Annotated in this window: 21 protein-coding genes, 2 pseudogenes and 3 riboswitches; of the genes and pseudogenes, 11 read left to right on the forward strand and 12 right to left on the reverse strand. The window is 46.4% G+C overall.

Features of this window, described 5'->3' with window-relative positions:
* Window positions 1-10: 10 nt before the first annotated feature.
* Window positions 11-784, forward strand: a complete 774-nt coding sequence (locus CVV77_RS09860) for a 3-hydroxybutyrate dehydrogenase (protein WP_100275289.1) — start codon at window positions 11-13, stop codon at window positions 782-784.
* Between the two features lie 49 nt (window positions 785-833).
* Here CVV77_RS09860 and CVV77_RS09865 read toward each other — a convergent pair whose 3' ends face one another.
* From CVV77_RS09865 to CVV77_RS09895, 8 genes and pseudogenes are all read right to left on the reverse strand, one after another.
* Entirely contained in the window at window positions 834-1,970 is a 1,137-nt protein-coding gene (locus CVV77_RS09865; RefSeq protein WP_100275290.1) for a 5-methyltetrahydropteroyltriglutamate--homocysteine S-methyltransferase, read from the reverse strand.
* 77 nt (window positions 1,971-2,047) lie between these two features.
* Window positions 2,048-2,154, reverse strand: a riboswitch (SAM riboswitch).
* Window positions 2,155-2,222: 68 nt separating this feature from the next.
* Window positions 2,223-3,356, reverse strand: a complete 1,134-nt coding sequence (locus CVV77_RS09870) for a 5-methyltetrahydropteroyltriglutamate--homocysteine S-methyltransferase (protein WP_100275455.1) — start codon at window positions 3,354-3,356, stop codon at window positions 2,223-2,225.
* A gap of 83 nt (window positions 3,357-3,439) precedes the next feature.
* A riboswitch (SAM riboswitch) is annotated at window positions 3,440-3,546 on the reverse strand.
* 64 nt (window positions 3,547-3,610) lie between these two features.
* On the reverse strand, window positions 3,611-4,099 hold the full coding sequence (locus CVV77_RS09875) for an LURP-one-related/scramblase family protein (protein WP_100275291.1): 489 nt from the start codon (window positions 4,097-4,099) through the stop codon (window positions 3,611-3,613).
* Window positions 4,100-4,247: 148 nt separating this feature from the next.
* Window positions 4,248-4,526, reverse strand: coding sequence for a hypothetical protein (locus CVV77_RS09880; RefSeq protein ID WP_080030776.1), 279 nt, complete (start codon window positions 4,524-4,526; stop codon window positions 4,248-4,250).
* A gap of 278 nt (window positions 4,527-4,804) precedes the next feature.
* The gene (locus CVV77_RS22380; RefSeq protein ID WP_003236190.1) at window positions 4,805-4,933 is read right to left on the reverse strand and encodes a hypothetical protein; all 129 of its coding nucleotides are present in this window, start codon (window positions 4,931-4,933) and stop codon (window positions 4,805-4,807) included.
* Window positions 4,934-5,037: 104 nt separating this feature from the next.
* Complete coding sequence (gene pepT / locus CVV77_RS09885) at window positions 5,038-6,270, reverse strand: peptidase T (protein WP_100275292.1); 1,233 nt, start codon at window positions 6,268-6,270, stop codon at window positions 5,038-5,040.
* 49 nt (window positions 6,271-6,319) lie between these two features.
* Window positions 6,320-6,977: pseudogene (gene yxjL / locus CVV77_RS09890) on the reverse strand (two-component system response regulator YxJL).
* Window positions 6,964-7,140: pseudogene (locus tag CVV77_RS09895) on the reverse strand (ATP-binding protein); the annotation flags it as partial. The pseudogenes yxjL and CVV77_RS09895, both read right to left, overlap by 14 nt.
* A gap of 127 nt (window positions 7,141-7,267) precedes the next feature.
* Between CVV77_RS09895 and galE the strand changes: the two are divergent.
* Entirely contained in the window at window positions 7,268-8,287 is a 1,020-nt protein-coding gene (galE, locus tag CVV77_RS09900) for a UDP-glucose 4-epimerase GalE (protein WP_100275293.1), read from the forward strand.
* 40 nt (window positions 8,288-8,327) lie between these two features.
* Here the strand turns inward: galE and CVV77_RS09905 are convergent, their stop codons facing one another.
* Window positions 8,328-8,867 carry a DUF4352 domain-containing protein gene (locus CVV77_RS09905; protein WP_142397318.1) on the reverse strand — a complete coding sequence of 180 codons (540 nt, stop codon included), beginning with the start codon at window positions 8,865-8,867 and terminating at the stop codon, window positions 8,328-8,330.
* A gap of 389 nt (window positions 8,868-9,256) precedes the next feature.
* A riboswitch (guanidine-I (ykkC/yxkD leader) is annotated at window positions 9,257-9,359 on the forward strand.
* A 69-nt stretch (window positions 9,360-9,428) separates the two neighbouring features.
* Between CVV77_RS09905 and CVV77_RS09910 the strand changes: the two genes are divergently transcribed.
* Window positions 9,429-10,265 carry a YitT family protein gene (locus CVV77_RS09910; protein ID WP_003236173.1) on the forward strand — a complete coding sequence of 279 codons (837 nt, stop codon included), beginning with the start codon at window positions 9,429-9,431 and terminating at the stop codon, window positions 10,263-10,265.
* A gap of 40 nt (window positions 10,266-10,305) precedes the next feature.
* Here the strand turns inward: CVV77_RS09910 and CVV77_RS09915 are convergent, their stop codons facing one another.
* Window positions 10,306-11,763 (reverse strand): aldehyde dehydrogenase family protein, encoded by a 1,458-nt coding sequence (locus tag CVV77_RS09915; protein ID WP_100275295.1) that lies wholly within the window; start codon window positions 11,761-11,763, stop codon window positions 10,306-10,308.
* A 188-nt stretch (window positions 11,764-11,951) separates the two neighbouring features.
* Here CVV77_RS09915 and CVV77_RS09920 point away from each other — a divergent pair, with 188 nt between their 5' ends.
* The 4 genes from CVV77_RS09920 (at window position 11,952) to CVV77_RS09935 (ending at window position 15,839) form a co-directional block, all read left to right on the forward strand.
* Window positions 11,952-12,845, forward strand: a complete 894-nt coding sequence (locus CVV77_RS09920; protein ID WP_100275296.1) for a PucR family transcriptional regulator — start codon at window positions 11,952-11,954, stop codon at window positions 12,843-12,845.
* 120 nt (window positions 12,846-12,965) lie between these two features.
* A complete protein-coding gene (msmX, locus tag CVV77_RS09925; protein WP_100275297.1) occupies window positions 12,966-14,063 on the forward strand; it encodes a maltodextrin ABC transporter ATP-binding protein MsmX in 1,098 nt (365 codons plus the stop codon).
* Window positions 14,064-14,169: 106 nt separating this feature from the next.
* Window positions 14,170-14,898 (forward strand): ZIP family metal transporter, encoded by a 729-nt coding sequence (locus tag CVV77_RS09930; protein WP_100275298.1) that lies wholly within the window; start codon window positions 14,170-14,172, stop codon window positions 14,896-14,898.
* 101 nt (window positions 14,899-14,999) lie between these two features.
* Window positions 15,000-15,839 carry a polysaccharide deacetylase family protein gene (locus CVV77_RS09935; RefSeq protein WP_100275299.1) on the forward strand — a complete coding sequence of 280 codons (840 nt, stop codon included), beginning with the start codon at window positions 15,000-15,002 and terminating at the stop codon, window positions 15,837-15,839.
* Between the two features lie 12 nt (window positions 15,840-15,851).
* Here CVV77_RS09935 and CVV77_RS09940 read toward each other — a convergent pair whose 3' ends face one another.
* Both CVV77_RS09940 and cimH read right to left on the reverse strand, forming a co-directional pair.
* Window positions 15,852-16,046: a hypothetical protein gene (locus CVV77_RS09940; protein WP_100275300.1), complete on the reverse strand. Its 195-nt coding sequence runs from the start codon at window positions 16,044-16,046 to the stop codon at window positions 15,852-15,854.
* 182 nt (window positions 16,047-16,228) lie between these two features.
* Complete coding sequence (cimH, locus tag CVV77_RS09945; protein ID WP_100275301.1) at window positions 16,229-17,581, reverse strand: citrate/malate transporter CimH; 1,353 nt, start codon at window positions 17,579-17,581, stop codon at window positions 16,229-16,231.
* A 553-nt stretch (window positions 17,582-18,134) separates the two neighbouring features.
* Between cimH and cydA the strand changes: the two genes are divergently transcribed.
* From cydA to cydC, 4 genes are read left to right on the forward strand one after another with little or no spacing between them, the layout of a single operon-like run.
* A complete protein-coding gene (gene cydA / locus CVV77_RS09950; protein WP_088111820.1) occupies window positions 18,135-19,541 on the forward strand; it encodes a cytochrome ubiquinol oxidase subunit I in 1,407 nt (468 codons plus the stop codon).
* Window positions 19,525-20,541, forward strand: a complete 1,017-nt coding sequence (gene cydB / locus CVV77_RS09955) for a cytochrome d ubiquinol oxidase subunit II (protein WP_100275302.1) — start codon at window positions 19,525-19,527, stop codon at window positions 20,539-20,541. Before cydA ends, cydB begins: the two co-directional genes overlap by 17 nt.
* Complete coding sequence (gene cydD / locus CVV77_RS09960; protein ID WP_100275303.1) at window positions 20,541-22,244, forward strand: thiol reductant ABC exporter subunit CydD; 1,704 nt, start codon at window positions 20,541-20,543, stop codon at window positions 22,242-22,244. The genes cydB and cydD overlap by 1 nt, the downstream gene beginning before the upstream one ends.
* Window positions 22,241-23,968: a thiol reductant ABC exporter subunit CydC gene (gene cydC, locus CVV77_RS09965; protein ID WP_100275304.1), complete on the forward strand. Its 1,728-nt coding sequence runs from the start codon at window positions 22,241-22,243 to the stop codon at window positions 23,966-23,968. Before cydD ends, cydC begins: the two co-directional genes overlap by 4 nt.
* Window positions 23,969-23,993: the final 25 nt, after the last annotated feature.

A 23,993-nucleotide genomic window follows, 5' to 3' on the forward strand; every position in this document is an offset into this window, starting at 1 on the left:
GGTGTTTGACATGAACAAACAAGTCGCATTGGTGACAGGGGCAGCCGGCGGAATCGGATTCGACATCGCAAGGGAATTCGCCCGTGAAGGCGCCAGCGTCATCGTTTCGGATCTCCATCAGGAAGCGTGTGAAAAGGCCGCCTCCAAGCTTGCCGAAGAAGGCTTTGACGCAGCAGCCGTTCCGTGTGATGTGACAAAGGAAGCGCAAGTCGCTGATACGGTGAACACCATCCAAAAACGATACGGCCGCTTGGATATTTTGGTGAACAATGCCGGTATTCAGCACGTCGCCCCGATTGAAGAGTTTCCCACAGAAACCTTTGAACAGCTGATCAAGGTCATGCTGACGGCGCCCTTCATCGCGATGAAGCATGTGTTTCCGATCATGAAAAAACAGCAGTTTGGCAGAATCATTAATATCGCGTCTGTTAATGGCTTAGTCGGCTTTGCGGGGAAATCCGCTTATAATAGCGCCAAGCACGGCGTTATTGGGCTGACAAAGGTCGGGGCGCTGGAAGGCGCGCCCCACGGCATTACAGTCAACGCGCTCTGTCCGGGTTATGTCGATACTCAGCTTGTCCGCAATCAGCTGAGCGATCTTTCGAAAACAAGAAATGTCCCTTACGACTCCGTACTTGAACAGGTCATTTTTCCGCTGGTCCCGCAAAAACGACTGCTTTCCGTCAAGGAAATCGCGGATTATGCGGTGTTTTTGGCAAGCGGGAAAGCGAAGGGCGTCACCGGGCAGGCTGTCGTCCTTGATGGGGGCTACACCGCTCAATGACATAAAAAAACACACTTGCTCCGTTAGAGAATCAAGTGTGTTTTTTGGCTTATTTCCAAACATCGTTAGCGATCTCAACCACATGGCGGAGCTTCGCCCATTGCTGTTCTTCAGTCAGCTTGTTGCCTTCCTCAGTTGAAGCGAATCCGCATTGAGGGCTGAGACAAAGCTGGTCTAAGCTCACATAACGGGACGCTTCTTCGATACGGCGTTTCACGTCGTCCGGATGTTCAAGCTTACCGAATTTAGATGTGACTAAGCCAAGGACAAGCTGAAGATCAGAGCGCTTTACATAACGGAGCGGTTCAAATCCGCCTGAGCGTGAATCATCATACTCCAGGAATAGACCGTCCAGGTTTAAGCCGTCAAAAATGGTTTCGGCTGCTGCGTCATAGCCGCCTTCTGCTGTCCAAGTGGACTGGAAGTTGCCGCGGCAAATATGCATGGTTACCGTCAGGTCATCCGGACGGTCTGCAATCGCGTCGTTAATCGATTTCGCAAACAGCTGGCGAAGCTCGTCAGGCGTTGTGCCGAACGCTTCGATTTGTTTTAAGCCTTTTTCAGATAAGAAAACAGCCCATGCCGTATCATCAAGCTGGAGGTAGCGGCAGCCTCTGTCATAAAACGCTTGAATCGCTTTTTTATATGCTTTGGATACATCGTGCTGGAAAAGTTGATAATCGTTTTTGTATGCATCCTTTTCCAGTTTTCCGCGGAAAAACAGCATATTCGGGCTTGGGATCGTCATTTTTGGCGTCGCGTCACCGGCAATGCTATGGAGAAATGAGTAATCTTCAAGCATTGGGTGAGTTGAAAAGTCGATATCGCCTGTGACTTTAATGCCGCGTGCTTTTGTCTGTACGTTATGGAATTGAATGCCCTGCTCAGGAGTAAACGGCTCAACGCCATCCAGGTTTTCCAGGAAATCGAAATGCCACCACGCTCTGCGGAATTCACCGTCTGTCACGACGTTCAAGCCGGTTTCCTTTTGTTTTTCCACAATGCGTATGATTTCATCGTTTTCGATCTGGCGAAGCTGCTCAGCCGTAATCTCGCCGGCCGCTTTTTGCAGCCGCGCTTTTTTGACGGGCTCTGATCTCAGCAGGCTTCCGACTTGATCCGCGCGAAACGGCGGTTTTTTTCTTTGAATTGATTTTTGTTCTGCGGGTGTTGTTTGTTGTGACATGTTGTCCATTCCTTCTTTCCATTCGAATATAAAAAAGCTCTTCCTTTGGATAAGGAAGAGCTTGCGTGACAATCTCAACCTTATCTTCAAGAGCAATCATTGCTCTAAAGGATTTAGCACCATTCTGTTAAACAGCGGTTGCCGGGTATCGCAGGGCCAGTCCCTCCACCTCTCTTGATAAGGAAAACCTTTTTATGAAATTTTCTGATAGTATCTATTATTCACACATTTTCTGTTTCTGTCAATGATAGATTATCTCCACACATCGTTGGCGATGTCGACGACATGGCGCAGTTTTGCCCATTGCTGCTCCTCTGTCAAAAGATTGCCTTCTTCTGTAGAGGCAAAACCGCACTGAGGGCTGAGGCACAGCTGATCCAGGCTGACAAAGCGCGCAGCTTCATTGATTCGGCGTTTCACATCATCAGGATTTTCGAGCTCGCCGTATTTCGATGTGATCAAGCCGAGCACAATTTGCAGATCCTTGCGTTTCACAAAACGGAGCGGATCAAAGTTTCCAGAGCGGTCATCATCGTATTCCAAGAACAGGCCGTCCAGGTTTAAGCCGTCCAAAATCGTTTCCGCTACAGCGTCGTAGCCTCCTGATGCCGCCCAAGTCGAACGGAAGTTGCCGCGGCAAATGTGCATCGTGATTGCTAAATCATCAGGGCGGTCTGCCACTGCATCGTTAATCGTTTTGGCAAACAAGGCAGGCAATGTTTCTGGATCGCCGCCGAGCGCCCGGACAACCTCTCTGCCTTTTTCCTCAAAGAAAAGAGACCATGACGTATCATCAAGCTGAAGATAGCGGCATCCAGCGTCATAAAAGGCTTTAATTGCTTTTTTGTACGCTTGGGCCAGATCATGAAAGTATTCCTCTTGGTCGTCATAAATCCCTTTATCCGCTTTTTCACCGAAAAACAGCATATTCGGGCTCGGAATCGTCAGCTTTGGTGTCGCGTCGCCGGCAATCGCATGTAAAAATTGATAATCGGCAAGCGCTGGGTGGCTCGTAAAATCAAGTTTTCCCGTCACTTTGATGCTGCGTGCTTTTGTTTTCGCGTTATGGAACTGAATCCCTTCAGCCGGGATGAACGGTTCCACTCCGTCAAGCCCTTCCAGGAAATCGTAATGCCACCAAGAACGGCGGAATTCTCCGTCTGTTACCACATCGAGACCGATTTCTTTTTGTTTTTCCACAATGCGGGTGATTTCTTGATTTTCAATATCACGAAGCTGTTCCGCTGTGATCTCGCCGGCCGCTTTTTTCTGCCGGGCTTCTTTTACCGGAGCGGAGCGCAGTAAACTGCCGACATGATCGGCGCGGAAAGGAGCTTTGTGTTGTTGTACTGTTTTTTGTCCTGCGGCATTTGTTTGTTGAGCCATGTCATTCGCCTCTTTTCTGAAATGTGTTGAGCATAAAAAAGCTCTTCCTTTGTGTAAGGAAGAGCTTGAACGATCAAATCTCTGCCTCATCTGCAAGAACGCAATGTTCTAAAGGATTTAGCACCATTCTGTTTGAAACAGCGGTTGCCGGGTATCATAGGGCCAGTCCCTCCACCTCTCTTGATAAGGTAATCTTCATATTCAGATTTCAATTATCTTAATATTATTACTTTTGGCTCAATTGTCAACACTTTTTAGAAAATACTTTCATCTTCATCGTCATATAATACCATATCAAGCACGATAGCGATGGCCGTGCAGATCAGCACATCTTCCTCGTTTGCAATCTGCAAGTGATAGGAATCACCCCAGCTCAGCCACTTCTTGCTCACCGACATCCGGACATTCTTTCCGTCCGTCAGCTGGAATTCATCCTTCCACAAGTCACCGTCAATTTCCCAGTTAAGCTTAGAAATTTCAAATTTTGGTTTGAAAAATGTTAGTTTCTTCGTCACCTCACAAACTGTTTCCCCGCCAATTGAAATCACATATCGCGGCAATAAAGACATCACTTTTTGTTCAATGGATACGAGCGTTTTTCCGGATAAATCTGTCATTTGCAGCGAGTCCCCTAACGAAAAGAACCGTCCCTCGACCTTGAATGTCTCCTGTTCATCCCGGTCATAAATGTGAAATGCATCTTTAAACGAGAACATTTTTTGTTTCATAAATAATTCGATCATTGCTGAAGTCTCCTTTTGGATTTGCCTTATAAGAGATTACGGACAGGGGGCAAAAAGGTTTCAAGCACCAAGTCTAGTGATCAGAAACGCTGGATGATAAATTGAAAAAGGCTGCATTGTTCAGCAGCCTTTTCGTTTGATATATGAATTAGGATAGATGCATCCGGCGTTTTTGGCGGATGGCGTCAAGGTCGATTAGGTTGTTGTGATGAGGTGCGGCTGCTGGCAGAGGGCTTGTCTTTTGCGGTTTGCGGCGATTGTCCTTACTGAAAGAAAAAAGAAGATAGCCGCATAATGCGATGATAATAAAAAGGATCATTTTACATTCCTCCCAAAAAAAGTTTTGGTATTCTCTATTGTACGGATAAAATGTCAAAAAGTATTCAAAAAATTCCAAATTGGTTAAAAATAAATAACTGCCCCTCAAAAACAGTCTAACCTGATAACCTGAAAATAGTCTTGCAAATTGGTGATAGTTCATGTTGATGATTGGTTCTATAGTTACTATCGACGATAAAATAAATTCCTTTATATAACTTTTAACCTAAAATTACATAATTCCAATTACCTGTTTTTGGGTGCTGTTTTCTTGCTTGTTAGGTGTATACCCTATTTTTCGGAATCAAACACAAAAAACCCAAATTACGGAGCATTTGGGCGGTACGGGGGAATGCAGATTGTGGTTTTGGGGATTTGGATGACTGATCAGAAGAAGCGTTTGAACATTTTTCTGATCTTTTGAAACGGGCTCGATTTCTTTTGCATTTTAAGAGGCCGGATCGTGATCCATTTTTTAAATAGGCTCTTTTTTGCAGCGATTGCATGTTTTGTCATTGTTTTTCCTCCTTATGTGTTCATACTTGTTTTACGGAGGATGTATTCAAAATGTTTCGTTTTTACGCAAAAAAACCAGCCCTTTTTTGGACTGGCTTTTGGCATTACGCCTGTTCTTCAAACAGCTTTGCAATCTCAACGATGACGTTTACGGCTTTGACCATGTTATCAGCTGAGATGTATTCGAACTTTCCGTGGAAGTTTTCCCCGCCGGTAAAGATGTTTGGCGTCGGGAGTCCCATGTAGGACAGCTGGGATCCGTCCGTGCCGCCGCGGATTGGAGAAATCTTCGGTTCGATGCCGAGGTTTTTCATCGCTTGCTCGGCAATGTTGACGATTTCGATGACAGGTTCGATTTTCTCTCTCATGTTGTAGTATTGATCGTTCATATCAAGCTGAATCCGGTCTTGCCCGTATTCGTTTTGAAGTTCTTCAACGACTCGCTTCATTGTTTCTTTTCTGCTTTGGAAGTTTTCTTTGTCAAAGTCTCTGATAATGTAGTGGAGTTTTGTTTCCTCTACATCTCCTTGAATCGACAGCAGGTGGTAGAAGCCTTCGTAGCCTTCTGTATATTCAGGCGCTTCGTCTGCCGGCAGCAGGCTGTTCAGCTTCATTGCGATTTTTGCAGAGTTGATCATTTTCCCTTTTGCCGTGCCGGGATGTACGTTGTTGCCTTTGAGCGTGATTTTTGCGGCAGCGGCATTGAAGCTTTCGTATTCAAGCTCGCCGAGCGGACCGCCGTCAACTGTGTAGGCAAAGGACGCATTGAATCGTTTCACATCAAATTTGTGCGGGCCTCTCCCGATTTCTTCATCAGGCGTAAAGGCGACTCTGATTGTGCCGTGCTTGATTTCAGGGTGTTTGATGAGGTAATCCATGGCTGTCATGATTTCGGCAATGCCGGCTTTATTGTCTGCGCCGAGAAGGGTTGTGCCGTCTGTGGTGATGAGTGTGTGGCCCTTATAGCCGGACAGCTCAGGGAATTGATCAGGCGACAGGATGACCTGCAGCTGTTCATTGAGAACGATGTCTTTTCCATCGTAGCTTTCTACGATTTGGGGATTCACGTTTTTGCCGGTAAAGTCTGTGGCGGTGTCGACGTGGGCGAGAAAGCCGATTGTCGGCACATCTTTTTCAGTATTGGAGGGAAGAGTCGCCATGACATAGCCGTTCTCATCAATGGCTGCATCCTGCATGCCGATTGACTTCAATTCATCGACAAGCATGTTTCCTAACGTCAATTGGCCGGGTGTGGAAGGGCAGGTGTCGACGGATTCATCGGACTGTGTGTCGACCTTTACGTATGTAGTAAACCGTTCAATGATTTCTTCTTTCATTTCCAATCATCTCCTTTGTCTTATTTTATCATGGCGGGATGAGAGATTTCTATTGCACAATACCGTTTCGAATGGCAAAAACGACTGCCTGTGTCCGGTCTTGGGCGTTACATTTTTGCAGGATGCGGTGCACGTGGGTTTTCACCGTGCTTTCGCTGACGAAAAGCTTTTCAGCAATCTCTTCATTTCTCAACCCATAGGCCATTTGCTGAAGAACCTCGAGCTCTCTTTTGGTAAACGGCTCTGCCAGTTCTTCGGCTTGAGTCTGTTGCTTCGAGCGAAATGTCTCACTGATCATTTTAGCAGCTGTGGCCGTACGGAAAATCGCTTCGCCTCTGGCCGCGGCGCGAATGGCGTCTATCAATTCTTCAGGAAGCGTATTCTTTCAGCAAATAGCCGACTGCACCCGCACGGATGCCTTCAAATACATATTCTTCCGTGTCGAAGGTGGTTAAAATGACTATCTTTGTATCTGGGAGTGCGGACATAATGTCTTTTGCTGCTTCGATGCCTAAGCAATGTGGCATTTGGACATCCATGAGGATGACGTCGGGTTTTGTTTGCTTTGCCAGTGCAATGATGCCGTGACCGTCGCCGGCCTCACCGGAAACCGTCATATCCGGCTGTGCGTTGATGACATAGCGGAATCCTTCGCGCACCAGCGGCTGATCATCGGCAAGTGCGACGCGTATTTTATCTTTGTTCATCTTTTTGCTCCTTATTTGTTGTCGTGAGCGGCAATGCCAGCTCAATTTGCAGGCCGCTCGGCTGCACAGTGCTGAGGGACAGGGAACCGCCTGCTTTTTCAGCGCGCTATTTCATTCCTGTCAGGCCAAATCCATAAATAAGATTTCCGGTGAATTGTCCGTCTTATCGTATTGCCTACAAAAAATATGAAGAAACTATTAATAAACGATTAAACTTCTTAAAAATGGATGTAGGCCAGTTCTAAACACTATATAATAATATCAGGTCATTTTTTAGGAGGGTTTACATCATGGCAATACTTGTTACAGGCGGTGCCGGGTACATCGGAAGCCACACATGTGTGGAGTTATTGAACAGCGGCTATGAGATTGTCGTTCTTGATAATCTGTCCAACAGCTCGGCTGAGGCGCTGAACCGCGTCAAGGAGATTACGGGAAAAGATTTAACGTTCTATGAAGCGGATCTATTGGACCGGGAAGCGGTAGATTCCGTTTTTGCGGAAAATGAAATTGAAGCTGTGATTCATTTTGCGGGGTTAAAAGCAGTCGGTGAATCTGTGGCGATTCCGCTCAAATATTATCATAACAATCTGACAGGAACGTTTATTTTATGTGAGGTCATGGAGAAATACGGCGTCAAAAAAATCGTATTCAGTTCGTCTGCGACGGTGTATGGCGTTCCGGAAACATCACCGATTACGGAGGATTTTCCATTAGGTGCGACAAATCCTTATGGGCAGACGAAGCTCATGCTTGAACAAATTTTGCGTGATTTGCATACAGCCGACAATGAATGGAGCGTTGCGCTGCTTCGTTACTTTAATCCGTTCGGCGCGCATCCAAGCGGACGGATCGGTGAAGACCCGAACGGCATTCCGAATAACCTCATGCCGTATGTGGCGCAGGTGGCTGTCGGCAAGCTTGAGCAACTAAGCGTATTCGGAAATGACTATCCGACAAAAGACGGGACAGGCGTACGTGATTATATTCACGTCGTTGATCTTGCAGAAGGCCACGTCAAAGCGCTGGAAAAAGTATTGAACGATACAGGAGCCGACGCATACAACCTCGGAACAGGCACAGGCTACAGCGTGCTTGAAATGGTCAAAGCCTTTGAAAAAGTGTCAGGGAAAGAGGTTCCGTACCGTTTTGCGGACCGCCGTCCTGGAGACATTGCGACCTGCTTCGCAGACCCTGCAAAAGCCAAGCGGGAACTGGGCTGGGAAGCGAAACGAGGCCTTGAGGAAATGTGTGCTGATTCTTGGAGATGGCAGTCTTCTAATGTGAATGGGTATAAGAGTGCGGAATAAGAATAGAGGCCTTCTCAACAGAGAAGGCCCTTTTCAGCTATTATTTGATTTTCACAATAACATCATTACTGAATTTGAGTTTCCAAGTTCCTTTAGCGTAAGCATCCTTGTCCACTTCGAATGCTTTCACATCTGTTACTTTAATATTAGGATTTAGATCACTTAATATTTTAGAGTTGTCAACTTTTGTCTCAGTTGCATAGGTCGAAGAAGCATCGATATCGGAATCATAAGAAGTGCCATCGCTATCAACTAATTTAACAGTTGGAATTGAAAAAGAACTTATCGGCTTTTTAGATACGTTTTTAATTGTATATTGAACAGCTACAATAGTGCCTCCATCAGACGCTTTCTTTTCAATGTATTGAGTGCCGACAGAATCTCTGTCCTCTACTTTCGTAACCGTTACTTCAGTTTTTTCAGTTTTTACAGTATCACCGATATTGTATGTTTTTTCAGTTTCTGCTTTGCTGCTGCTTGATGTTTTGGAAGTGGCTTCTGAACCGCCTCCGCCGCCAATGTTAGCAATAATAATGATAACAACAACTGCGAGAATAAACGTAATGATCTTATGTCGCATAAAAAAGTTACGTTGATCCTTACCACAGTTAGGACATTTTTTTACACCCTTTGCAATTTCTTGACCGCAAGCTTTACAGGGTACTAGTTTTCCTGCCATTATATTTCCTCCTATGTAATTAAATGTACAAAACATATGTACTATAATGCCTATATTATTTCACTTAGTCAATATAAAATTATGAATTTCTTATAATTATTATCATTTATAGTTAATTTTACTTGTAAAATATATGCTATTTTTCTTATCGGTCATATCTATTATTTGTTAATAAATAAATCGCTTTATCTTGTAGCCCATCTGAATAAATCTCCGCAAATACCCCTTGAACCAATTCGAACCGTCCCTTATAATGCTAATATTGGAAAGTAAACAAGATATGATAAAAAACAGTGGTTTTCTAGGGTTCCGCAATGCAAATTGGTCTGTGACCGAGAGAAAACACATAACAGCCTGGCTGTTATGACACGGTGGGATAAAAGCCCAGGAGTTTCTGCTCTTTTGCGAGAGCGTACTCCTGGGTTTTTTTGTTGATACTATCTGGAGAAGGAGTGTTTTGTGATGAAAAAGAAAATGCTTGATGTGCTGATGCTTGTGATTGGTGCTTTTTTCTTCGCGCTTGCAGTGAATTTGTTTGCGATTCCCAATGACCTTGGGGAAGGCGGGGTCACTGGGATTACGCTGATTTTGTATTATGTGTTTCAATGGTCTCCCGGAGTAACGAACTTTATCTTAAATGCATTTCTGCTTTTAATCGGCTACAAGTTTCTAGACGGTAAAACCACTGTCTATACCATCATTGCCGTAGCGGCGAATTCGCTTTTTCTCCATCTGACACACGGGTGGAGCATTCCGTCTAATGAATTGATCATTAATACGATTTTCGCGGGTGTATTTGCGGGAGTCGGTATTGGCATGATTATTCGAGTCGGCGGCACAACCGCCGGTTCTGCGATTCTGGCCAGAATCGCTAATAAATATTTAGACTGGAATATCAGCTACGCGTTATTGTTCTTTGATTTAATCGTGGTATTTAGCTCTTATTTTATTATTGGTGCGGAAAAAATGATGTTTACGATCGTGATGCTGTATATCGGAACGAAAGTGATGGACTTCATTATTGAAGGATTGAATACGAAAAAAGCCATTACGGTCATTTCGGAAAATAAGAGTGAGATTGCGGAGCAGGTGAATACCTTGATGGATCGGGGTGTCACGATTTTATCAGGGAAGGGAAACTATACGGGCCAGTCGAAAGAGATTTTGTATATCGTCATTAACAAACAGGAGCTGTCCATGCTGAAGAAAATCATCAGAAGCTGTGACAAAAAAGCGTTTGTAATCGTTCATGACGTGCGCGATGTGTTTGGCGAAGGGTTTGTTGACATATCTAAATAATGAAAATCCCTCTGCACTTGAAGCAGAGGGATTTGTTCGTTTAGAACGGATATTTGCGGTATTGCTCCTGGATTGATATCCATTTCGTCACGGTAAATTCCTCGACTACCCATGGATTTCCGAAGCGGCCGACACCGCTTGCTTTGTTTCCGCCAAAGGCGATATTCGGCGAGTCATTAACGGACTGGTCGTTGACATGGGTCATGCCGCTGTCAATTTGCAGGGCAAACTTTTCGCCTTTTTCTAAATCAGAAGTGAAAACAGCCGAGCTGAGGCCGTATTCTGTATCATTTGCCATATCAATCGCTTCCTGATCGCTGGAGGCTTTGATAATGGTGGCAATGGGGGCAAACAGCTCCGTTTGGGCAATTTTGCTGTTGTTGTCTGCACCGACAAAGACATACGGTGTGAGCACGTTTCCGACGTGTTTTCCTTCAACCGCAAGCTCAATGCCGTCTGCCTTTGCCTGCTCAATGATCTCCAGCGCTTTTTCGATTTGGTGTTCGTTGATCAGCGGGCCGACAACGGTTTTCGGATCGGTTTGATCGCCGTACGGAAGCTGTTTGACACGGGCGGTGAATTTTTCAACAAACTCATCGTACACATCTTGATGAACGATGATCCTGTTGATAATCATGCAGATTTGTCCCTGGTGAATAAATTTCCCGAAAATCGCGGCGTCTACAGCACGATCGACATCCGCGTCTGATAGGACGGCAAATGGGTTGTTGCCGCCGAGCTCAAGGGCCATCCGCTTGAAGTTACGCCCAGCGATTTCACCGATGTGACGCCCGACTGCGGTTGATCCCGTAAAGCTGATTAATTTCGGGATTGGATTGGTCAGCATGTCGTCCCCGATTTCCTTTAAGTCCGTCAACATGACGTTGAGGACACCCGCAGGAAGGCCGGCGTGTTCAAATGCTTTTGCAATGATGGTTCCTCCGGAAAGAGCAGTTTGAATATCTGGCTTGTGAACAACACTGTTTCCCAGCGCAATCGCAGGTGCAATCGTTCTCATTGATAAATTCATGGGAAAATTAAATGGAGAAATTGATGAAATCACACCGAGCGGAAGGCGGTAAATCTTATTGATTTTTCCTTCAATGTTGGATGGAACCTCTTTGACGCCGCCCAACTCGCCGGTATACGTCATGGCTTCATCTAAAATCGCAATGGTTTGCTCAAGCTCGATCGTTGCTTTAATGATCGTTCCGCCGGTTTCGCGGGAGATCATCATGATGATGTCATCACGGTTTTCCTGTAAGTAGCCGCGCGCTTTTTGCAGGACTGCTTTTCGGTCTTCTGTTGTGCTCTTGGCCCACTCTTTTTGCGCCTGCTGTGCCATGTCAAACGCATCCTCCAGCTGTTTGCTTGTTGCCAACGATGCTGTTGTAATCACAGACTGGTCATATGGATTCAAAATGTTCTCCGTACGCCCGCTTTCCCCTTCTGTCCATTTTCCGTTGATAAAACTTTTGTTCAACGCTTCTAAACCCATTCATGATCACCCTCCTTTTTTTGTCCTGCATATCCTTTTCTATTTCCGCTGAAGCCAATATGTAAACGAACGAGGTTTCCCTTTCAGTTTCTCGTCTATCTATGCCGGATATACTCTTTTTTATTGGAGAACCTGTGCATTTCGCCTTATACTGAATATACAGATCCTTACATGAGAGAGGAGACCATATGAAATCGCTGCTGGCTATTTATCCCGGTTCGATTGTGTCTGATGAGCTTTGCGTAAAGGAAGACTGTCTATGCTTTTTTGATGAGAACAATAAGAGATATATCTTCATTCCGAAAAAGGAAATTAGCGAAAAAGAGACATTGCTGCTGCAGTCATTTTTGACGCCTGCGGATGAGGTCAATCAAATGTCTTTGAAGTCGCCGGAGGAAAACAAGTGGTTTGCGTTTCTTTTTTCTAAAGGGGAAGTGCCGGCGAACATAAAAAAGCGGACGAGATTTGTTCATTTTCATTTAATTGGCAAAATGGAGCGGGTGTCCTTTGCGGAAGCCGTTCGCCATTTTTGGCCGGTGTCTTTTGTCATTGTGTGGATGCATGAGGACAGAGGCGTGATTGTCGAGCAGGAAAGTGAAGCGGCGGCGGGGAAAGATGAACTGGAATCACTCGCTAAAGTTCTTGAGAGTGATTTCTACTTCAGTGTCCGTTTTTATGCCGGGAGATTTTATGAGCCGGATGAGAATCTGCGAACACATTACGCCCGTGAACAGACGTATTTCCTGTTTGCTGAAAAACGGCTGCCTCAGGTGCAGAGTGTGACCTTTGATATGATTTTTCCTTTTTTATTATTAGAAGCAGAAAAAGAAAAGCTGGAGACACTGCTCTCTGAAGAAGCGGAGCTTTTATTTGGAAATGAATCTGAGCTGAGGAAGACAATCAAGCTCTTTATTGAAAACAATTCAAACGTGACGTTAACGGCAAAAAAGCTGCATCTGCACCGCAACAGCCTGCAATATCGAATTGATAAATTTATTGAGCGGTCAGGGATAGACATTAAAACGTATAAAGGCGCGCTGCTCGCCTATTTTATCTGCCTGCAAAGCGAAGTTTCAGAATAAATTGGAAATATGCACGAAAAATGGCTGGCTGATTTTATGAACGCTGCCCATTCCAGCGATATGAAAAAGCTGTTACACTCAAATTAAGAAAGCGTTTACAATAACAAAGGGGGATGTTAGATGGCTGAATTGCGGATGGAGCACATTTATAAATATTATGATCAGAAGGAAGCGGCTGTTGATGACTTTAACCTTCACATTGCCGATAAGGAATTTATCGTATTCGTCGGCCCGTCAGGCTGCGGGAAATCAACGACGCTGCGGATGGTTGCAGGGCTTGAGGAAATTTCGAAAGGCGATTTTTATATTGAAGGAAAACGGGTAAATGATGTAGCGCCAAAGGACAGGGATATCGCGATGGTATTTCAAAACTACGCGCTCTATCCGCATATGACGGTCTACGATAATATCGCATTCGGGCTGAAGCTTCGAAAAATGCCGAAACCAGAAATCAAAAAAAGGGTAGAAGAAGCCGCTAAAATTCTCGGGCTGGAGGAATATTTGCACCGCAAACCGAAAGCGCTGTCAGGCGGGCAGAGACAGCGGGTCGCACTTGGACGGGCAATCGTGCGGGATGCAAAGGTGTTCCTGATGGATGAGCCTTTGTCGAATCTGGATGCGAAGCTGAGGGTGCAAATGCGGGCGGAAATCATTAAGCTTCATCAGAGGCTGCAAACCACAACGATTTACGTGACGCATGACCAGACAGAAGCGCTGACGATGGCGACACGGATCGTGGTCATGAAAGACGGAAAAATCCAGCAGATCGGGACGCCGAAGGATGTATACGAATTCCCTGAAAACGTATTTGTCGGCGGATTTATCGGATCACCGGCGATGAACTTTTTCAAAGGAAAGCTGACGGACGGCGTAATCAAAATCGGTTCTGCAGCATTAACCGTGCCGGAAGGAAAAATGAAGGTGCTGCGTGAAAAGGGCTACATTGGCAAAGAAGTCATCTTCGGGATCCGTCCTGAGGATATTCATGATGAATTAATTGTCGTGGAATCGTATAAGAACTCTTCGATTAAAGCGAAAATCAATGTCGCAGAGCTGCTCGGTTCTGAAATCATGATTTATTCGCAGATTAATAATCAAGACTTTATTGCGCGGATCGACGCCCGTCTCGATATTCAATCAGGTGATGAGCTGACGGTGGCGTTTGATATGAATAAAGGCCATTTCTTTGACAGTGAGACAGAAGTGAGAATTCGTTAAGTTCAAAAGCCGGACATGGAGACATGTCCGGTTTTTTTTGTGTACTCTTAAAGGTTTACAGAAAAAACCGCAGAGGGTAGTGGTTGGTAAGAAAGGGGAGATCGTGATGTGGCATGCGGCAATGTGGGGCGGGATCTCCGGCTCTGCAGTATTGCTGGGCGCGCTGGCGTCCATGTTTTTTTCGATTCGCAAACAGATCATCGGCTATATTATGGCTTTTGGCACAGGCGTCTTAATTGGCGCTGCCGCTTACGAGCTTCTTGGGGATGCAGTGGCAGAAGGCGGAATTGTGTCGACAGGCGCCGGATTTATTGCGGGGGCAGTCGTTTTTACGATTTTTGATTACGCGGTTTCCAAAAGAGGCGCGTCACAAAGAAAAAGATCGGGACAAGCAGCTGCCGGCGGCGGAGGAATCGCCATTTTTATCGGCACCATCATGGATGCTGTTCCGGAATCGATTATGATTGGCGCCAGCCTTCTCGAAGAAAAATCGGTCAGCTTCCTTTTGGTGATTGCCATTTTTATCAGCAACATACCTGAAGGGCTGTCCAGTACAGCAGGAATGAAAAACAGCGGGTATTCCAGAACGAAAATGATGCTGCTTTGGGCTGCAGTGTTCGTGATTTCGATTCTCGCATCATGGTCAGGATATTTCTTTCTCGACGGCGCTTCTGAAGAAGTGATGTCAGCAATCGCAGCGTTTGCGGGCGGGGGCATCATTGCAATGATTGCTTCGACGATGATGCCCGAGGCGTACGAAGACAGCGGTCCGATGACAGGTTTGATCGCTGCACTTGGCCTGTTAACCTCGCTGGTTTTGAATCAGTTTTCTTAAATGTGAGCCGGTCATGCTTCCATGTCCGGTTTTTTTGCTTGAAAATCTCAGAAACAAACCGATGAAAAAGGAGGAAGAAATAGACAGAAAGCAGGAGAACGATGAAACGATTGATTTTAAGCGCCTTTCTTTTAGGCAGCTGCTTTGCTCTCGCGGCTTGCGCTGATCAAGAGGCAAACGCGGAGCAGCAGATGCCGAAAGCAGAACAAAAGAAACCGGAAGAAAAGACAGTACATATTCAGAAAAAAGAAGACGATACATCCGCATGGATTAAAACAGAGAAACCGGCAAAGCTGCCGATTTTGATGTATCACAGCATTTCCTCAGGAAACAGCCTCCGTGTCCCGATGAAAGAATTCGAAGCACATATGAAGTGGCTGCACGATAACGGCTATCAGACATTAACGCCGAAAGAGGCGTATCTCATGCTGACGCAGGATAAAAAGCCGAGTGAGAAATGCGTGCTGATCACGTTTGATGACGGATACACAGACAATTATCAAGACGCGTATCCGGTGCTGAAGAAGTACGGGATGAGGGCGACGATTTTTATGATCGGCAAATCGATCGGACATAAACATCATCTGACAGAGGACCAAATGAAAGAAATGGCGAAGCATGGCATATCGATTGAAAGCCATACGATTGACCACCTTGAGCTGAACGGGTTAACGCCTGAACAGCAGCACAGTGAGATGGCTGATTCGAAAAAACTGTTTGACAACATGTTTCATCAGCAAACCTCTATCATCAGCTATCCGGTGGGGCGCTACAATGAGGATACGCTAAAGGCCGCCAAAGAAACGGGCTACCAAATGGGCGTGACGACAGAACCGGGCGCGGCATCGAGAGACCAGGGAATGTACGCCCTCCATCGCGTGCGCGTGTCCCCGGGCATGTCAGGCGCATCTTTTGGCGCGTACATCGAGTCGATGAAATAAAAAAGGAGGCGCTCAATCGCCTCCGCCGCCACAGCCGGAATCGCTGAAACCTCCGTCACTGCCGCATCCATCATGGTGCGAGCCATGATCTGAATAACCGAAAAACCCGTTGTCCGCCTGCTGGCGGCTTTTGTTTTCCAAGGGCTGCGGCTGAATGACTGAAAGAAAAACGATAATAGCTACAATCAATAAGATGATCACAATCATTTCTGGTCACTCCCTTTTTTCACCATATCTGTTATACGAATGAAACGCTGATCGGTTTCACTTCAAAGAGATCGATTGTTTCAGCCGGTCTCTGAGCCAGCGCATGAGGCAGGAACTTGCAAAAACACGGACATGCAAAAAAGCAAGCTCTTTCGTTTTACAAAGAACTTGCTTGCGGTATATCAATAAAACTGGTGAAGCAGCAATAAGGTTAAGGACACTGTAATCGCTCCCCCGATTCGGGTAGACACCTGGGCGAATGGCATCAGTTCAAGTCTTTCTGCGGCGCTTAAAATGGCGACGTCCCCGGTGCCGCCTTGCCCTGAATGGCACGCATTGATAATAGCTGTCTCAATCGGATACATGTTCAGCCATTTTCCAGTGAAAAAGCCGACGGCCATCATGGTCACAACAACAGACAGAATCGTAATGATATTGCTGAGGTTGAAGGCAGCGACAAGCTTGTCCCACGGCGTCATAGACACCCCGATCGCAAAGAGCAGCGGGTAGGTCACAGCGGTTGAAAAGAAGCGGGACACCCCAAACGCGCCATTTTCAATTGAGGCAGGCACCAATCTGAACAACTTAATCAGAACAGCCAGTAACAGCATGGCAACCGGTGCCGGAAATCCGAAAAAGTCGTGAGCGAGCATGCCGACTAAATATAAAGAAACGGCAAGGATACCACCTGACGCAAATAAAGAAAGGTTGAACATTTGCTGGCCGCTTTGTGATTCCTCCAGAGCAGGGGACACTTCTTCAGATCGGTCCACTTTGCCGTTGCCTGTCCATTCCGGTTTTTTCTTTCCAATTCTGTTCAGCAATCCCGCTAGAATGATCGCGCACAGGCTGCCAAGCATAATCGACGGCAGAACAAGTGCAAACGCTTCCCCTTGAGACATGGGCATAATGTCAGAATAACCGATGGACAGCGGGATAGCGCCTTCTCCGACTCCCCCTGCCATGATCGGAATGACAATGTAGAGCAGTGTATGCTGAAATCCGAGTCCGAGCAATGTGCCGACAGCCAGTCCGACAATAGCAGCCGCGACAGAACCGGCAATAAGTGGAATAAAAATTTTCATGAATGCTTTTACGAGTGTTTCTCTTTTCATGCCGAGGATGCTTCCCACAACAATTCCTGCGATAAATAAGTATAGAAAGTTTGAGTTTTCTGTAAATTCTGTGGTGGATTTGACGATATCATGAGGCAGCAGGTGATAGTAGACGACAGCGGACGGAATAAAAGTAGCTAGGATGGCCGGGCCGCCGATAGAACGAACAATCGGTATCGATTTGCCGATTTGGGCAAAGGTGAACCCGAAAAATGCCATGACGGCAATGGATGTCAAGATGTCACTTTTTACATCGTGATGCATAACAAAAACAGTGATTAATATAAACAGCAAGGCATACACAGGAAGCGGTATGATGCCTACTTTTATATTCATGGCTCTTGCAAACCAATTCTCTTTTCGAACCCCTTCGTGAATTGTATCCGTTTGCAATTGCATTTGTGTTTGAAGCTCTCCCATTGAAAAACCTCCCCTTTCTTGATGCAGTGAAATTGTTCACTACGTTAAGTATACTAAAAAATTGAAATTATTAATATATTAAAAATTTACTATTCAACTTTTCACTTCATCACGTTACTGATGAAAAGAGGCATTCTGACTAAAATCGATCTGTGACAGAATGCTGAGAAACGAGTGCTGGTGCCGGACAAGCATTTTATTCGCAAGGAACGATGTGTTGATGTACGATAATAAAGGGTCATTTATCCTAGCAGCCGTCATAAATCAGCAACGAAATAGACAATAATCCGTCACATCATTCAGGACTTTTTAGGTATTTTGGGCTTTATTTTTGAAATGAATCGTTGTAAAGTACTTAATATGAACCAGTCAGAGATTGTGTCATTTGGTCAGTCTGGCAATCTTGCATCATATTGAACGACTTTTTGACACATTTGTGAAATATTGAACAATATTTTTTTCGTCTATTTTGTGAATTACTGATCAAAGTTTCGGTTCTGCTTGTGAAGTAGTGAGCAAACTAACAGTTTCAACCGGAAATGGAGGATAAAGCATGAGTGAATTGGTATTAGCCCGTATTCAATTTGCATCAACAACGTTGTTTCACTTCTTGTTTGTGCCGATGTCTATCGGGCTTGTGTTTATGGTTGCGTTGATGGAGACTCTTTATCTTGTGAAGAAAAATGAGCTGTACCTCAAAATGGCAAAGTTTTGGGGGCACTTATTCTTAATAAATTTCGCAGTCGGTGTCGTAACAGGGATTTTGCAAGAATTCCAGTTTGGACTGAACTGGTCTGATTACTCCCGTTTTGTCGGAGATGTATTTGGCGCTCCGCTTGCGATTGAAGCATTATTGGCGTTTTTCATGGAATCTATTTTTATCGGATTATGGATTTTCGGCTGGGACCGCCTGCCGAAAAAAATTCACGCTCTCTGCATTTGGCTCGTGTCATTCGGAACGATTATGTCGTCTTTCTGGATTTTAACAGCGAACTCCTTTATGCAGGAGCCGGTCGGCTTTACGATCAAAAACGGCCGCGCAGAGATGAATGACTTTGGCGCGCTGATTACAAACCCTCAGCTTTGGGTTGAATTCCCGCACGTCATTTTCGGTGCGCTCGCCACTGGGGCTTTCTTTATCGCCGGAGTGAGTGCTTTTAAACTATTGAAGAAAAAAGAAGTGCCGTTCTTTAAACAATCTTTTAAACTCGCAATGATCGTCGGCCTTTGTGCCGGTCTTGGCGTCGGCCTTAGCGGGCACATGCAGGCTGAGCACTTGATGGAATCACAGCCGATGAAAATGGCTGCCAGTGAAGGCCTTTGGGAAGACAGCGGTGACCCTGCTGCTTGGACGGCTTTTGCCACAATCGATACAAAAAATGAAAAAAGCTCAAATGAAATCAAAGTTCCTTATGCCTTGAGCTACCTGGCATATCAAAAATTCAGCGGAAGTGTCAAAGGGATGAAAACACTTCAGGCTGAGTACGAAAAAATATACGGAAAAGGCGACTACATTCCGCCTGTCAAAACGACGTTCTGGAGCTTCCGCATCATGGTAGGAGCAGGTGTTGTCATGATTCTTGCTGCGCTAGGCGGCCTTTGGCTAAACCGCCGCAAAAAGCTTGAAAACAGCAAATGGTATTTGCGCATCATGATTGCTTTGATTTCCTTCCCGTTTATCGCGAACTCTGCGGGCTGGATTATGACAGAAATCGGGCGTCAGCCTTGGACGGTTATGGGCTTGATGACTACGGCTCAATCCGTGTCGCCTAACGTAACGGCGGGCTCCCTGCTATTTTCAATCATCGCCTTCGGAGTGATGTACTTGATTCTGGGTGTGCTGCTTGTCTTCTTGTTCATCCGTGAGATTAAAAAAGGTGCACATCATGATGAGCATCATGATGTGCCTGTATCAACAGATCCATTTAGTCAGGAGGTATACCATGGCATCTCTTCATGATCTTTGGTTTATACTCGTTGCTGTATTGTTTGTAGGATTCTTCTTTTTGGAAGGCTTTGATTTCGGGGTCGGCATGGCGACTCGTTTTCTTGGCCATAATGAATTAGAACGCAGAGTGCTGATCAACACGATCGGACCGTTTTGGGACGCGAATGAAGTATGGCTTTTGACTGGTGCAGGCGCCATTTTCGCTGCATTTCCGAACTGGTATGCAACGATGCTGAGCGGTTATTACATTCCGTTTGTCATTGTGCTGCTTGCGTTAATGGGCCGCGGGGTCGCATTTGAGTTCCGCGGCAAGGTCGATCATTTGAAATGGGTAAAGGTTTGGGACTGGGTCGTTTTCTTCGGCAGTCTGATTCCTCCGTTTGTGCTTGGCGTGCTGTTCACGACATTATTCCGCGGGATGCCGATTGATGCCGATATGAACATTCACGCGCATTTTTCTGATTATATCAATGTTTATTCTGTACTTGGCGGTGTGACTGTAACACTTCTTTGCTTCCAGCATGGATTAATGTTTATCACGCTGCGTACGATTGGTGATTTGCAAAACCGCGCCCGGAAAATGGCACAAAAGATAATGGGTGTTGTTTTTGTAGCGGTTCTTGCCTTCGCGGCCCTTTCTGCCTATCAGACAGACATGTTTACACGCCGCGGCGAGATTACCATTCCGCTTGTTGTTTTGATTGTCATCTGCTTTATGCTCGCGGCTGTATTTATCCGTAAGAAAAAAGACGGCTGGACATTCGGAATGACAGGCGCGGGGCTGGCGCTGACTGTAGGAATGATCTTTATTTCATTATTCCCTCGGGTAATGGTCAGCTCGCTTCAAAGCGCGTACGATTTAACAGTAGCTAACGCTTCTTCCGGTGATTATTCGCTTAAAGTCATGTCAATTGCAGCATTAACCCTATTGCCGTTTGTAATCGGCAGTCAGATCTGGAGCTATTATGTCTTCCGGAAGCGCGTCAGCCATAAGGAGCCTATGACTTATTAATGGGAAAAGACCTGTTTCGATATAAAGGAATGAAGCGGATTCTCACCGTGATTACTTGTTTAACGCTGATTCAGACAGCCGCCATCATTATGCAGGCAGAGTGGCTGAGTGAAGCCGTAACCGGGCTGTTCAACGGGAAGAGCATTGCCTCCCTGTTTCCGGTGATCGGCTTTTTCCTCATCGCTTTTGTCGCCCGGCAAGGGGTGACGGTGGCGCGCCAGAAAATCGTCTATCAGTATGCTGCCCGGACAGGAGCAGATTTGAGAAAGAGTTTTCTTGATCAGCTGTTCCGGTTAGGCCCCCGCTTTGTAAAGAAAGAGGGGACAGGGCAAATGGTGACGCTGGCAATGGAAGGCATCAGCCAGTTCCGGCGCTACCTGGAGCTGTTTCTGCCGAAAATGGTCAGCATGGCGATTGTGCCTGCGGCGGTTGTCATTTATGTATTTTTTCAGGATCGCACATCAGCCATCATTTTAGTCGCTGCTATGCCGATTCTGATTATTTTTATGATTCTCCTCGGCCTTGTCGCGCAGAGAAAAGCGGATCGTCAGTGGAAATCCTATCAGAGACTTTCCAATCATTTTGTTGATTCTCTTCGCGGGCTGGAGACATTGCGTTTCTTAGGTTTGAGCAAGTCACATAGCAAAAATATTTTCTACGTTAGTGAACGGTATCGCAAAGCAACGATGAGTACGCTTCGGGTGGCATTTTTATCTTCATTTGCCCTCGATTTTTTCACGATGCTGTCGGTGGCGACAGTTGCAGTGTTTCTTGGCCTGCGCCTCATTGACGGCGATATTTTGCTTGGGCCCGCTTTAACGGCGCTTATTCTCGCACCTGAGTATTTTCTGCCGGTGCGGGAGGTGGGAAATGATTATCATGCAACGCTAAACGGACAGGAAGCAGGCAAAACCATTCAAGAGATTTTGTCGCAGCCTGGTTTTAAAGAAGAGACGCCGCTTCAGCTTGGGACGTGGTCCGAACAGGATGAGCTGAAGCTGTCAGGTGTGTCAGTCGGCCGGTCGGTGTCCGATATTGACCTGTCATTCAAAGGCAAGAAAAAAATCGGCATCATCGGTGCAAGCGGTGCCGGAAAATCAACATTAATTGATATCCTCGGCGGATTTTTGGAGCCGGATGGCGGCATGATCGAGGTCAATGGTTCAGGGCGGTCCCATTTACAGGACGGCAGCTGGCAGAAAAACCTCCTCTACATCCCGCAGCATCCGTACATTTTTGATGATACGCTGGCGAATAACATTCGCTTCTACCACCCAAGCGCTTCGGCCGAGGATACAGCCCTCGCAGCTGCAGCGGCGGGACTGACGGAGCTGGTGGACAAACTTCCGGACGGATTAGAGGGCCGGATCGGGGAAGGCGGCCGGGCGCTCAGCGGCGGCCAGGCTCAGCGTGTCGCGCTGGCTCGCGCCTTTTTGGGTAACCGTCCGATTCTGCTGCTGGATGAGCCGACTGCCCATCTTGATATCGAAACAGAATATGAAATAAAAGAAACGATGCTGGATTTATTTGAGGATAAGCTCGTCTTTCTCGCGACTCACCGCCTTCACTGGATGCTCGATATGGACGAAATTATCGTGCTGGACGGAGGCAGGGTTGCGGAAGTCGGGACTCACGATGAATTGCTGGCGACAAACGGTGTGTACACCAAACTCGTGGAGGCACAACTGGGGGAAAGAGCATGAAGAAAGAAGAATGGATTCTGCCGTATATCAAGCAAAATGCCCGCCTGTTCGTTCTGGTTATCTTTTTGGGCGCGGTGACAATTTTTTCTGCTGCTTTTCTCATGTTCACCTCAGGGTTTTTGATCTCTAAGGCGGCGACAAGGCCGGAAAACATCCTGCTTATTTATGTGCCGATTGTCGCTGTGCGCACCTTTGGGATCGCGCGGTCTGTGTCACGATATGTGGAACGCCTCGTCGGCCATCACATCATTTTGAAAATCGTGTCCAACATGCGCGTCCGCCTTTACAACATGCTTGAGCCGGGTGCCTTGATGCTGCGTTCCCGTTTTCGTACGGGGGATATGCTCGGCATTTTGTCTGAGGATATTGAGCATTTGCAGGATGCCTTCTTAAAAACGATTTTTCCTGCGATCTCTGCCTTGCTTTTGTATGCTGTTTCAGTGATTGCACTCGGCTTATTTTCTTGGCCGTTTGCCATATTGCTTGCGTTTTATTTGTTTGTTCTTGTTGTGCTGTTTCCGGTTGTATCTTTGCTCGTGACGAGAGCGAGGAATGCGGAGCTGAAAAGCGGGCGAAATGTGCTGTACAGCCGTTTGACAGATGCTGTGATGGGTGTCAGCGACTGGATGTTCAGTGGACGCCGGCATGCGTTTATTGATTCCTATGAAAAAGAGGAGCATGATTGGTTTGAGCTTGAACGGGAAAAGCAACGCTTTACGAGATGGCGGGACTTTGCCGCGCAATGTCTTGTCGCCGGCCTTATTTTGCTGATGCTATTTTGGACGGCGGGTCAGCATACAGACGGTGAACTGTCCAAAACGATGATTGCGGCTTTTGTGCTTGTGGTGTTCCCGCTGACGGAAGCCTTTCTGCCGCTTTCTGATGCCTTGGGTGAAGTGCCCGGCTATCAGGATTCCATCAGACGCATGAACAAAGTGGCTCCTCAGCCGGAGGCGTCACAAACAGAATCAGCGGCTGAAACGCTCGATCTCCAAGATGTCACACTGTCCTTTCGTGATGTGACGTTTTCTTATGACGACAGCAGCCAAGTGCTGCACAGCTTTTCCTTTACGCTGCACCAAGGAGAAAAAATGGCGCTGCTTGGCCGGAGCGGGTCTGGGAAATCAACGTCGCTCGCATTAATCGAGGGCGCCTTAAAACCGGACTCAGGAACTGTGACGTTAAACGGAGTGGAGACAGCACTGTTAAATGATCAGATTGCTGATGCGGTGGCCGTGTTAAATCAAAAACCGCACCTCTTTGATACAAGCATTCTAAACAACATCAGGCTTGGAAACGGAGAAGCAAGCGACGAGGATGTGCGCCGCGCCGCAAAACAGGTGAAGCTGCATGACTACATCGAGTCACTGCCTGACGGATATCATACCTCTGTTCAGGAAACCGGCATCCGGTTTTCCGGTGGAGAGCGGCAGCGGATCGCACTCGCCCGTATTTTACTTCAGGATACGCCGATCATCATTCTCGATGAGCCGACAGTCGGCCTCGACCCCATCACCGAACGTGAGCTGATGGAAACGGTGTTTGAGGTGCTTAAGGGAAAAACGATTCTATGGATTACGCACCACCTCGCTGGAGTGGAAGCGGCCGATAAAATCGTGTTTCTCGAAAACGGAAAAACGGAAATGGAAGGAACGCATGAGGAACTGCTGGCGTCAAACGAACGGTATCGCCGCCTGTATCATCTTGACGTTCCTGTAAAATAGAAGACAGCCCCTGAGGCTGTCTTTC

The sequence above is a fragment of the Bacillus sp. SN1 genome, assembly GCF_002796895.1.
GTDB lineage: Bacteria > Bacillota > Bacilli > Bacillales > Bacillaceae > Bacillus > Bacillus inaquosorum.